This window comes from Corynebacterium lujinxingii, from assembly GCF_014490555.1.
GTDB lineage: Bacteria > Actinomycetota > Actinomycetes > Mycobacteriales > Mycobacteriaceae > Corynebacterium > Corynebacterium lujinxingii.
Genome location: NZ_CP061032.1, coordinates 1,395,684 through 1,408,012 on the forward strand (window position 1 = coordinate 1,395,684; position 12,329 = coordinate 1,408,012).

Annotated in this window: 11 protein-coding genes; all 11 read right to left on the reverse strand. The window is 65.1% G+C overall.

The window, feature by feature from the left end; all coding sequences use genetic code 11:
• Positions 1 to 12: 12 nt before the first annotated feature.
• Positions 13 to 6,510, reverse strand: coding sequence for a tape measure protein (locus IAU68_RS06915; RefSeq protein WP_171192579.1), 6,498 nt, complete (start codon positions 6,508 to 6,510; stop codon positions 13 to 15).
• A gap of 18 nt (positions 6,511 to 6,528) precedes the next feature.
• Positions 6,529 to 6,684: a hypothetical protein gene (locus tag IAU68_RS06920; protein ID WP_171192580.1), complete on the reverse strand. Its 156-nt coding sequence runs from the start codon at positions 6,682 to 6,684 to the stop codon at positions 6,529 to 6,531.
• 209 nt (positions 6,685 to 6,893) lie between these two features.
• Entirely contained in the window at positions 6,894 to 7,292 is a 399-nt protein-coding gene (locus tag IAU68_RS06925) for a hypothetical protein (RefSeq protein WP_171192581.1), read from the reverse strand.
• Between the two features lie 94 nt (positions 7,293 to 7,386).
• The gene (locus IAU68_RS06930; RefSeq protein WP_171192582.1) at positions 7,387 to 8,148 is read right to left on the reverse strand and encodes a phage tail tube protein; all 762 of its coding nucleotides are present in this window, start codon (positions 8,146 to 8,148) and stop codon (positions 7,387 to 7,389) included.
• A 13-nt stretch (positions 8,149 to 8,161) separates the two neighbouring features.
• The gene (locus IAU68_RS06935) at positions 8,162 to 8,548 is read right to left on the reverse strand and encodes a hypothetical protein (protein WP_171192583.1); all 387 of its coding nucleotides are present in this window, start codon (positions 8,546 to 8,548) and stop codon (positions 8,162 to 8,164) included.
• Positions 8,548 to 8,820, reverse strand: a complete 273-nt coding sequence (locus tag IAU68_RS06940) for a hypothetical protein (protein ID WP_171192584.1) — start codon at positions 8,818 to 8,820, stop codon at positions 8,548 to 8,550. The genes IAU68_RS06935 and IAU68_RS06940 overlap by 1 nt, the downstream gene beginning before the upstream one ends.
• Positions 8,813 to 9,181 (reverse strand): hypothetical protein, encoded by a 369-nt coding sequence (locus IAU68_RS06945; RefSeq protein WP_171192585.1) that lies wholly within the window; start codon positions 9,179 to 9,181, stop codon positions 8,813 to 8,815. Before IAU68_RS06945 ends, IAU68_RS06940 begins: the two co-directional genes overlap by 8 nt.
• Positions 9,178 to 9,702 carry a hypothetical protein gene (locus tag IAU68_RS06950; RefSeq protein WP_171192586.1) on the reverse strand — a complete coding sequence of 175 codons (525 nt, stop codon included), beginning with the start codon at positions 9,700 to 9,702 and terminating at the stop codon, positions 9,178 to 9,180. The genes IAU68_RS06945 and IAU68_RS06950 overlap by 4 nt, the downstream gene beginning before the upstream one ends.
• Positions 9,703 to 9,716: 14 nt before the next feature.
• Positions 9,717 to 9,902, reverse strand: a complete 186-nt coding sequence (locus IAU68_RS06955; RefSeq protein WP_171192587.1) for a hypothetical protein — start codon at positions 9,900 to 9,902, stop codon at positions 9,717 to 9,719.
• 23 nt (positions 9,903 to 9,925) lie between these two features.
• The gene (locus tag IAU68_RS06960) at positions 9,926 to 11,221 is read right to left on the reverse strand and encodes a phage major capsid protein (RefSeq protein WP_171192588.1); all 1,296 of its coding nucleotides are present in this window, start codon (positions 11,219 to 11,221) and stop codon (positions 9,926 to 9,928) included.
• Positions 11,221 to 12,261, reverse strand: a complete 1,041-nt coding sequence (locus tag IAU68_RS06965; RefSeq protein ID WP_171192589.1) for an HK97 family phage prohead protease — start codon at positions 12,259 to 12,261, stop codon at positions 11,221 to 11,223. The genes IAU68_RS06960 and IAU68_RS06965 overlap by 1 nt, the downstream gene beginning before the upstream one ends.
• Positions 12,262 to 12,329 lie beyond the last annotated feature (68 nt).

The window sequence follows — 12,329 nt, forward strand, 5'->3', positions numbered from 1 at the left end:
CCTCCCTACTTCCTAGCGACGAGCGCGGACGAGATCACCCGCGCCCGGCCGGCCTTGCTGCTCAAGTTTGCGGATCCGCAACTCGAGCCCATCGACATCACCGACACGATCGAGCAACTCGTCCACCTCCGCCGCCGAATAGGCGGCCTTATCGGTAAACGTCAACTCGATTCGAGACGGCTCCCCGCGCGACACCCGCTGAATATCGACCGCGTTCTCGCGCTCGAAATCGGCCATCGCGTCCAGGCGGCTGGCGACGACCGAATCCTCGGTGCGCAGCGCCTCGGCTCGAAGTTTCGACGACTCCGCCATCGATTCGAGCGACGACGCCGCATCACGCAGCGGACGGGTCGCCTCGTTGAGAGAGACCTCATCTTCGAAGTCCTCGACCTCGCGCTGCTTGGCGGTTTTCTCATCCGCAATCGCGGCGAGATCCGCCGAGAGTTGGAACGCCTGCGCGGCCCGGTCCGGGTCGCCGAGCACCGACTGTTTCAGCAGCGCCTCGGCCTTATCGGCGTTGCCCCACTTGTACAGGTTGGCAACGTCGTTTTGCAGCCGGTCGAGTTCGCGCGCCGACACGCCAAACCCCTGATATTCAGGCATGGCCTGCAGTTCGGCGATGCGCGCCTCGTTGCGACGCAGCGCCGCCTCATCGCGGCTGCGCACGCGCTTGTTGTAGCCGATCGACAACGCGTTGCCCCAGGACCACAACCGGCCCTGGATTTCAGCGTTCTCGGCATACAGCGCGGCGACCTCCTCGCCGAGACGCGCCCCGGCCTTATCCATACCGAAGGCGGTGCCGGTCATTTCAGCCAGCCGCGCCGCCGCGGTTTCGAGGTCCTGCGTCGTGCGCAGCACGGCACGGTTCGCCGCGCGCTGCGCGTACGCCGCCTCGATCGCGTCAGCGGTCGCGTTTTGCACGTTCGCCATACGCGTCAACTCGGCGGCGTCAACCTCATGCATCAGCGCCTTGACTTCCGGCGAGATTTCACGCTGGGTTTCCAGACGATCCACCATCGCCGCAATCTCGTTGTAGCGATACCGGTCGTACGCCAAAGACAGGTCCCCGTACGCCGCCGCCGACTTCGCGGCCTCGGCCTGGATACCTGCCTGCAGCGCGGCCTGCGCTTCGGCGACAGTTTTGTCACCGTCGAGGCGGCTACGCACAAGCGCCGCATTCGCGTTACGCGAATCCATCGCCGCCTTAGTTTGGACGATCGTCTGGCGGACAAGGTCCATACGCAGGCTGGCGACCATTTGACGCTGCTTGTCGACCAGATCGGAGATCTCACGAATCGACGCGGCGAACGCGCCGAGCGCGTTAGCGAACGCGATACGCCCCTCGGTAATCCGGCTGATGAACTTGTCGGCGAGTTCGACGACCATCTTGCCGACCTTCACGATCGCAAACAGGCCGGCCACCGCCACGCCGACAGAGATACCCGCCGGGCCCGCCGCCACGGCGAGCGACTCAAGCGCACCGGTCGCCTGCGGAATCGCAGACGCCACAAGACCAGCGGCCTGCGGAAGGTGCGTGCCCACCATTTGCATGATCTGAGGGGTGGCGGCCTTCAGCCGGGCAGCGGCCTGCTTCGCGCCGTCCGAAATCTGCGGCAGAATCGAGTACAAGGACATGTCCAAGTTCTCGACCGACGCACGGCGCGCAGAGGCAAGATCAAGTTCAGCGTTGGCGATTTGCTCGGTCAGTTTCGAGATTTCATCGGCCCGCTTTTCCTCATCCTCCTCTTGCTTCACGCCCAGGTCCTCGCGCAGGCGCGCAAGGTCCTCCTCGGCCTTTTCCACCTTTTCGCTTGACTTTTCGCGCTTCGCCGACAGTTTGTCCTCGGCGTCGGCGGCCTTCGCGGACGAATCAGCCGCCGCATCAGACGACGCCGCGCCCTCCCGATCGACCTCGCCGGCTTCCCGGCGCGCGTCGGCGAGTTTCTTCTCGGCGTCGGCGAGTTTGCGCTGATCCTCCTTCGACAACTCGACCTTGCTGGATTCGAGCTCAGTCAGCCGCTCGCGCATGGCTTCGAGTTCGGCCTCCTGGTCCGCCATCGCGGAAAGGCGCTCCGCCTGCGCGGCGCGCGCGTCAAGCAGCGAGCGCTCCGCGCCGAGCAGAGTAGACACCGCCGTGGCGGTATCTTCCAGGCCCAGCATTCCGGCGAGTTCGCCGCCCTTGGCCGCAAGGGAGCGCGCCATCATGCCTTCGTAGGTCTGCGGGTTGGCGATAAGTTCCAACTCGCGGACTGCAGGCTTAAGCGCCTCGCTCATCGCCGCGCCGAACTTAGCGACATCACGATCAGCGCGCAGTTCGCGGATCAACCGCTGGATATCCGCCGACAGGTCGGCGGCCACCGCGCGCTGGCGGGTAGCGATCGGATCCCAAAACGCCACGCCACCATCAGCAAAGGCAGCACCGCGGGTCGCGGTAGAGCGCCCGCCGCGGGCTTCGCGGTTCATCCGCTCCACCGCGGCCGGCCCGCCGACAGCACGGGTCCACTCGGGCACCATGATTGCTTCGCCACCGGACAGGGCGAGCGCCCCGGCGGTCGGCGAATAGAACTGGTGCACATCACGGCCCGGGGTGTAGCCCGGCAGCACACCACCGGCGGCATACCCATGACCATGACCCCACATGGTGGTCAGGTCATCGCCATAGGTCGCGCGGTAGTAGCGCAGCGCGGCGTTCATGTTTGCCCACGGGTCGCGGCGATCATCCGGCAACGTGGGGTCGCGGTGATCCGCAAACGTACCCGGGATGATCTGCAGCAGACCAACACCCGCTGCCTCGCCGGTGCCGTTAATGTCGACGATCTGCTGCGCGATACCCGGATCGCCGCCCGATTCGGACTGAATCTGGGCGAGCATAGCGTTCACCTGCGCCGGGTTGTCCGCATCAAAACCGTTGCGGCGCATCGCGTCCATCGCCATCTCGCGCCACGATTCGACATTTCCAGCACTACCAGACTTGCCGAAGAACCCGCCGATCTTGTCCTTGACAAAATCCCACGCGGACGTGGCGAGTTTCTTCAGCATGACGCCGGGCAATTCGCCAATGAGGCCGGGCCCATCCCAGGACGGGATAGCGTCGATGACGCGGTCCCACATGCCCTTGACCATCGCGCCGAGATCGAACCCGCCGCCGGAGGACGATGCCCCATCGGCGGAGATCATAATCCCGTCGGAGTCGATGCCGCCGTCGGACGCCCAGTGCACGTGGTCGTAGTGGCCGGCCATCGTGCCCGGTCCGTACGCCGCACGGATACCGGCCTGGTCCGCCGGGTCGATTCGACCGGTTCGGCCCCATAGCGCGAGCGGGCCTGGCCCCCAGATCAGCTGCGCAGTTTTCGGCCACTTCGAGAAAATCCAGTCGGCGATTTGCTGCATCGGACCGCCCAGGTCAATAGCCTGACCGGTCGGGTGATATCCGCCGTCGTTGAAGTGGTCGGTTTGAGCCGAATTCAGCGTCGCGCCCGGGAATGCCGTCTTTGCGGCGATCCAAAGGGTGCGGTTGACAACGCCGGAACCCAACTGCTGATTTTCGCGCGGCGTCGGGGTGTAAATGCCGCCGGACGCGTATCCACGCGCGGAGAGATCTCGGCGCACCGCGTCGCGCAGCACTCGGCGGTTGACAGGCTCGTGCGCCTCCGGATTCGGAATCGACGACCCGTCGGACAGGCCACCGTAGGTCGACGGCAGCGGGGAGGTGAACATCTCCATGTCGGAGGCGCGCAGACGCCCGCGCGCCGCGTCGGCATTCATGCGGTCGATCGATGACTTGCCGACCATACGGGCCCACTCGGGGCGCATGATTGCCTCGCCACCGGAAAGGTCCACCCGCGCTCCGCGCACCGGATCGATGAAGCGGAAAACATCACGGCCCGGGGTGTAGCCAGGCAGCACACCACCGGCGGCGAACCCGCCGAGATTGGTGACGTTGATCTCATCGAGTTCATCCAGGCCGGTGAACTTTGCAATGCCGTTCCACGCCTTGCGGATACCCTTGTTGAACACCACATCGACGACGAATTGTGCCGGCTTCGCGGTCACAGCCTTGATGCCGTCCCACAGCAACTCGATGCCGTTCACGGCGGTTTCAAACCAACCCTTGAGCGTGTCGAGGCCGGACTGAATGCCGCCGAACACGGTATCGACGATGAAATCCTTAACCACCGCCATACCGGCGCTGAGCACATCCCACTTCTCGCCGATCCAGGACAGCACCGGCTCGACAACGCTGTCGTGCAGCCACGTAAGCGCAGCGGCGAAACCATCGATCACCGGATTCAGGACGTTGTCCCACACCCACATGAAGCCGTCGCCGAGCGCGCTAAACCCGGCGCCGATCGCCTCAAAGGTGGGGGCGAGCACGGAATTCCACAGCCAGGTTCCGGCCGCGGCGAGCGCGTCCCACGCCGCCTTAATGTAGCCGGTCCAGATCGCCTGAATCACGATGCCGAGGTTGGTAAACGCGGTCGAAATATTGTCGAACGCCGGCTTTAAGACAGTGCCCCAAAGCCAGGTCGCCACCGCCGCCATCGCGTCCCACACCGGCTTGATGACGTGCTCCCACGCCGCCTGAATGGTGGTAGAGAGCAGATTCCACGCAAGGATGATGGGAGTGACCACTGCCGTGGCGATCACGGTCACGAGCGTGCGAGCAGCCAGCGAGAAGAAGTCGAACACCGGCTTGATGACGGTCTCCCAGGCGACCTCAATACCAGCGGCCAAAGTATCCCAGGCGCCGCGGGCGGTCTCGGCGAACCCGCTAAAGGCGACCTTCACCGCTTCCAGCCCCACCTGGAACACCTCGGTGAGGCGAGCCCACATCTCGCGGCCGGTTTCGGTCTTGGTGAAAAACACCGTCAGCGCCGCCGCGGCCGCCGCGATACCAGTCACGATAAGCCCGATCGGGTTCGCGGCGAGCACAAGGTTAAACGCCTTTTGCGCATTCGCCGCGATAGTCGTAGCGGTCGACCAAAGCGTCGTAGCCTTCGCGGCCTTAATCGCCCACGCGGCGAACCCGCCCGCCTTGGCGATCTTTAACTGCAGGTTCACCGCGGCGAGACCACCGGCGACCGCAGTCAACGCGGCGCCGAGCGGCAAAATCCAGTCCTGGTTACCTCGCACGAAATCGACCAGGCCGGTCACGGATCCGATCACGGTATCGAGCGCGCCGACCACCGCCGGGGCAAGGTTCTCGGCGACGTTTTGCATCACCGGGGCAAGCCACTCGGAAAACGCGGCGACCGCCGGCTCAAGCCGGGTGCCGAGATCGTCCACCGTCGTACCGATGGCGTCGAACACGGCCGGAGCATGCTCGAACACGGGGTCGAGCAACTGCGCGCCAAAACGACCCAGCGCGGCCTTCATGTTGTCGGCGGAACCCGAGAAGGTAGAGCCCATCTTTTGAGCCGACCCGCCGACCATATCCTCCATCGCGGCCGAGAAGTCCTCGAAGGACACCTTGCCCTCGGTGACCATCTTGCGCGCTTCTTCGGCGGTGACACCGTAGCGCTCCTGGAGCACCGGCAACAGGCCGAGACCGCGATCGAGAAGTTGGTTCAGTTCTTGGGTTGTAAGTTTTTGGTTACCGGCGACCTTGGTCCAGATCGCCGACATCTCGCCGAAACTCGACCCGGTAATCGAGGCAGTGTCGCCGACCAGGGTCAGCACCCGGGTCAGGTCCTCGCCCTGGGCGACACCAGCACCGACGAAAGACGCGGCCGCAGACGCCGCGTCGCCGAAGCCGAACGCGGTGCCCTTCACGGCGGTCATGGCGTTGTCCATGATGCCTTCGACGGCGGTAGCCGAGTGGCCGAGACCGGAAAGCATGGTCTCGGCCTGCTCGATGGTGCCGAGTCGGGAAAGACCCCCCGACACGGCATCATGGACACCCGACATCATGGTTTGGCCGATTTTCGCGCCGACACCGAGCAGCGCACCCTTGCCGATAGTCTTAGCCCCATCGACGATTCGGGATCCCAGCCCGCCGGCGGATTCGCCGAGTTCATCGACATCACCACGCGCGCGGCGAGCCGCGTCTGCGTAGCCATCGAGCGAATCGGCTCCGACCTCGAGCGCGTTGTTCGCCTCGTCGGTTTTAGCGGCGAGGTTCGCCTTCGCCTTTTCGTACTTTTCGCTGGCACGCGTCGCGGCCTTCGCGGCGAATTCCTCGTCGCGCTGCGCCTTCGCCACATCGGCGGTGGCCTTGGCGACAGTAGACGCCTTCGCGTCGGTTTTTTCCATCGCCTCGGCCAGTTTCAACTGAGCAACACGGGTTTTATCAGCCGCGGTCGCCGCCCGGTTTTGAGCACGCTCCATCGCCCGGCCCGCTGAATCGGCGGCCTTTTGCGCACGGGCGGTTTCGCGCTGCATCGAATCGGCGAACTTCTGCCCGGCGGTTTTACCAGCCTTCGCCGACGCCTTCTCCGTTTCGGTGAAGAACTTGTCGAACGACGGCAGAACCGGCACATAGGTCGCGTCGCCATTCTTGCCAATAGCCATACCGGGCCTCCTTTGAAACTAAGTGGGGGGCGCAGATAGTCCGATGAGGTAATCCACGGCCGCCGCCTGATCCGCCGCGGCGACTTTGCCGACACGCTCGGAGGCGTCATCGTCGGTGTCAGCCCACGGGGTAACAGGCCATTTCAGCCGGTCCTGCTCGGGCTTGATTTTCAAGAACCCGCGCCCGTACATGTTCGCCCGGTGCAACTCCCCCAGGATTTGCCAGGCGATCGAATCCGAGACGGTCCACCTACGCCCATCGCGGCGCATCGCGCGGTGCAGCGCTGACCCCTCCGGCAGCCAGTCGATGAGCGCTTTCAGTCGCCGGGTTGAGATTTCGCCGCGATGCCAGGCGGCGACCGGGTCGCCGCCGTACTCGGCGCTTAGCGCCGCTTCGCACGCGGTCGGGTACTCCGCGAGTTCGGACGGGTAGGGTTTGCCGTCTCATCTTCCGACACCTTCACAAGCGCCCAGTTGAGCAGAGTGAGCGGGTCAACGCCCTCCTTTTCAGCCGCGGCGATGAAGTCGCCCGCCTGGTCGCCGAGCATGAGATCGGCGAGTTCGGCGCGGTAGTCAGTAGTCGAAATGACGTTGTCGGCGACATCATCGACGAGATCCTGGAATCGGTCGTTCCATTCAGCGGACTGCAGATTCGGCGCGGCGATCTGCCAGGTTTTGCCGAATCCCTCGATCGGTACGGTGCGGCCATCAGCGCCGACGGCATCGCGGCGCTGGGCGATGAGTTCGTCGAAGGATCCGAGATCGCGCAGTTTCTTAGCCATGTTGGTGGGTTTCCTTTCGGTAGAAGTCTGGTGTGGGTTTCGAGGTGGTGCGGGGCCCAGGGCGAAACCCAACAATTCCCTGGGCCCCTAGTGGTTAGGCGGTGCCGGTATCGCCGGTGGTCGCAGTAGACCCGCCGGAGGTGGTGCTGCCGGAGGTACGCGATGCGGTGCCGGAATCAGCCGGCGAGGAGGCGGAGCGCTTGGACCAGTCGCCCAGATCGCGCACCTTCAGGTCGTCGTTGCCATCGGCGCCGACATAGCCCGGACGCCACCCTTCCTTGAAGCGGCGCAGGATCGAGTAGCCGAGCTTGTTGTCGACGTTGGCGCGCCACGTCATCGGGTAGCCGATCAGGTCGCCCTTCTGGTAGGTCACGTCCGACGGGTCAATCGCAGACGCCGCCGGCAAGAGGAAGCGGCGGTGCTTCGAGCCATCGAGAATGTCGAAGCCGAGGCCGTAGCGGAATTCTGCGGGCAGATCGCCGCCCTGGGTGAATTCCGCAAACTTGCCGTCGGAGTTGTAGTCCATCTCGGATTCCGGCACGCCGTAGCGCATCGCGGTGGCGAGACCGCCGATCGTCCACAGCACCGCGGAGAACGTGAACTCCTCGGAGGACGCCGCCTCGCGCACCGGCGAGTTGGACTGCCACGGGGTAAAGGAGTTGGACTCGCGAGAGATGGCCTCGGTCAGGCCCTCGTCGGAGATCCACCCCAGGTTGACATAGGGCGCCTCGTAGGCTTCCAGCCCCTCCGGAGCGTCGGTGCCATACGGCGCGTAGTGGATGGTGCCGGTCACGCCGAGCGAGACCAGCTGAGCATTGAAGTTCGGGTCGGTCAGATCGACCTTGAAATCCGCCATCGCGGGGTCCTTTCTAGAGTTGAGCCGGTAGCAAGACCTCGACGGTCATGCCGATCCGGCGGGTTTTTGGATTGCGATCCGGCCACTTTTCAGGCCGGGTCACCTCAACCGCCCGGGCGGCGCCCGCGCGGAAGTCGTAGAGATGCGCGCGCAGGCTGTGGGCGAGCGGCATCGCCGCCCCGGATTTCCACATCGCCTCGGGCACGTAGAGGTTGACGTCGGCGCCGACCTGGTCGGCGCCGAGCCCTTGCAACGACGGCGCCCGCTGGGCGGGGCCGGCCGATTCGAGATGTACAAGCGGCGCCCGATCAGGCAGCGCGCCATGCGGCAACTCGTCGTAGACGCCGGACACCCCATCCAGCCGCGCAATGTGGGGCACGAGTAGCGCGAAAACGTCCATCACCGCTCCCCCCTCGATGCGCGCCTCAGCGCGTTGATACGGGTGACGTCCTCGGAGCCGCGCTCCTCGGCGTGATTGTCGGAGACGACATCGACATACGCGCGACCATTCGGTCGGATACCCGGTCGCAGCGTGTAGTTGGCGCTGCCACCATTCGCCCGCGATATACGGGTCGCACGATCGGCGATGTCCCGGGCGGCCTTTTCCAGCGCCCCGGATTTCGCCACTGCCCGGTTGACTTCCCGAAAGAAAGCGTCCGACGGCCTAACCATCGATCACCTCCAGGCTCGCTTCGAGATGATGCACCGCCCCCGCCTTCCACGGGTCCGGCCACCTCGCGGGCGCGCCGACGACGTCGCAGACCATGACCCCGCCGACACGCACCCGCGACGCCGCGCTTAAATCCGGCACGTCGGTGCCGGGCGGGGTGATAAGCACAAGACGGCTCACCACCACCGGGCGCTGCAGATCGTCCTCGCTCGATTCGGCTGGCTGCACCGACACCGGAAAATCGACCGGCACCCATTCAGGGTTGTCGTGGTCGTAGACCGGCTCGGTCGAATATGGCGAATCGATACGACGCGGCCGGGCGACATCCAGCGACTGGTTGAAGATCACTCCCGGCTCGGTCATGGAATCGGCCCTAACCTGATCTGGTCGATGATCCGCCATTCGGTGGACTGGGGGGTCACAGCCCCCGGGGCGCCGACGTTGATCCGCCCCACCTGATACGCCTGGCCGGGCGCCGAGGCGCGGCCGGCCATCGAGCGAATCAGCGAGAGCACATCACCGGGTGCGGCGAAACCATGCACCACCTCGGCGACCACCCGGCGGGGCCTACCCTCCGGGTGCGGGGTCATCGAGGCGATCCACAAGGTGCCGTCCTCGGAGAAGTCGTTTTCACCGATTGTGACCTCCCGGCCATCGACGGTGACCGATTCGACAGAGACCAGCCGCTTGGTTGGCAGCGCGACCAGTTTGTCCCCCGGCGCGTCGACGCGCAGCGTTTCAGCACGCTCCGGCCATACATGCCAGTCAGCCAGTCGGCGCACCGCTGACACCGCGGCGTCGATCGCGTCCTGGGTAAGGGCGGTCGCGCCCGGGAAATCATCAGGGGTCAGGCCGTGATCCGCCGGTATTGCAGGCTCGGTCACGGGTCAGCCCCCCTTTACTTTTCGGCCGCCTTCGAGCGGGTACGGGTACGCGGCTTCGGAGATTCCGGCGTCGTAGGCTCCGGGCCGACCTTCAACTCCTCCGCGTCCGGGTAGGAGCGCTTAACGGTTTCCTCCGACAGGCGAAGAATCGTCGTGCGCCCGCGACCTACGGTCACGCGATACGGCTTGAGATTTGCCATAGCAAGATCACCAATCCTTTCTGCTACGCGACGGCTTCAGCCGGTGCGGGAACACCCGGGATCTCGGACCCGGCGAGAGAGCCGGTCACGAATGCGGCCGGGCGCTCGACCATCAGGCCAAGGCGCTCCTCGGCGCGCAGCGTGATCAGGTTCTGCTCGAAGTCGTCGACGTTGGAGTTGGTCGAATCGACGCGCAGGCCGTTCTTGCGCAGCACGGTCGCGCCCTGACGGAACGCGCCGAGCACGTAGGTGCCGCGCTCGATCGCCGGGGTGTCCACGGTGCGCAGACCCCACGGCGACGGGTTGAGCGTCAGCCCGCCGTTGCCGTACTGGCCGGCGGTAAACGGACCGCCCGCGAAGTACTGGCCGTTAGCGTCCTTGGCGAGACGGATACGCACAAAATCGGCGGTGTTGACGACCAGGGCGTCGGCGGTAAGACCGGTGAACTCCGGGACCTTTTGGGAGGCGAGGAACAGACCGTCGAACAGGTCGCCGGCGATGTCGTACTGCTGCAGGCCCTCGCGGTTGAGCAGGCCGGTGACATTCGAGCCGGTGCCGTCGCCGGCGAGCAACTGCTCCTCCTCGACGACGGAGAGTTCGTAGATCAAACGGTCGTTGATCCACGAGCGCACGAAGGTCAGATCGGCCGCGGTTTCGTCGGTGATCTTGGTCAGCGCCGCGATCTTGGTCAGTTTCTCGGAGACGACGTCGAAGTTGTTAAAACGCACGTACGGCTTGCGCGCGCCCTCGGCGACGGTCGCGGCACCACCCTCGGCGACGAGCGGAAGCTTCTCGACGAGGTACGAGATGGTCTGCGTCTGCGGCGAGACCTGAGCCGCGCCCATCAGGTCGGCGATGACCAACTTGTCGCGCTTGGCGTTGACGATCGTGCGGCGAAACTCGGTCGCCCACGGCGCGAGGTGCGCGACCTCGGAGCCCTCCGCATTCGGAGTAAGGAACGGGTCCTCCGGGGCGCGGGTTTCGTATTCCGGCGTCGCAGACTGCATCTGCGCGCCACCGGCCTGGCGGGTCAGCACATCACCGGCGTGCTTGACGAAGTGATCACCCAGCGTCGCGGCGGCGTGATCACCCGGGGTATCGGCTACGCCCTCCTCGCCGAGGTCGGCGCCGCGCACACGATCAATCAGAGAACCGGCCTTCTGGGCGGCCTTGATTTCAGCATCGACAGCGTCGTGCTCCTCCATCAGGCCTTCGACACGCGCATACGTGTCCTTGTCCATCTTCGCGCCGTCGGCGGGAATGAGATCACGCGCCTCCGCCAGCAGAGCGGCGCGACGCTCGATTAGAGATTGAGCCATTAGTTGCCCATCCTTTCTAAAATTGCGAGACGCGCCCGTGCATGCAGCGCGAGCGCGTCGGTTTCTTCTTCCTCACCCTCATCGGTTGGGGTGGGGGGCGGAGACGCCTCCGCCTCGTCGTCGCCGGCCGCGCGGGTCAGCGCGCCGACGACAGCGGCCTCGGTTTCGGCGTCAAGATTGGCCTGCTTCACAGCGGTCAAAAGTTCACGCGCCGACTTCGCCGATACAATCTCGGTCTCACGATTCGCCCCGATCGGCACGACAGAGACCTCGAACAACTCAACGGCGCGCACCTCGAAGATCTCGTCGCCGTCGACGGTGGCCGGCCCGGCATCGCGGTAATTAAACGCGAACGACATCTCGGACAGGCGCCCCTTCGAGATGAGGTTGAGAACCTGGACCGCGGACGGGTTATCCATGTCCAGGTCGGCGGTGATTTTCAGGCCGCGCTCGTCCTCGGACGCCTCGACCACCCCGCCGATATTCATAAACGGGTCGGAAAAGTTGTGGCCGTAGAGCAGCGGAATCGTCTTCCCGCTATCCGACCACTCCTTTAAGGTGTCGGCGAACGCGCCGCGGCGCACCACATCACCGTACGAATCGACAGTGTCAAAGACAGAGGCGTACGCCTCAATACGACCAGCGGCCGCCTCCCCTTCGGTCGGCGCCGCCTTCACGCGCACGTCGGCGCTGTAATTTTTGAGCCGCACAGGCCCTCCTTTCGTAACGCCGGGAATCTCCGGCGGGTTGGCGTACCAGGCGCGGATCCGATCAGCGGTGCCTTCGGGTCGCCCATCGCGCTCGGCGCGGGCGAGGCACTCATCGAGCCCCGGATCGCAAAGGTGAAACACCGCGCCGATCCCTTCGAGACGCTCCACGGTCGCCTTCGACGGGTTGGTGTCGATCAGCCAAAACTCATCGACGACGGTCTCGGGGTCGAGCAGCCACCCCATCACCGCCCGGCGCAACACGGCCGTCACCTCGTTGACCGCCGGTTCGCGGTCATGGTTGGATTCGACGCCGCCGACGACAGTCGCCATTCGGTCGAAGTCGAACCGGGGCACCCCGGGGCCGGCAGATTGTTCAACAAACGTCGACTTGCCGGCAC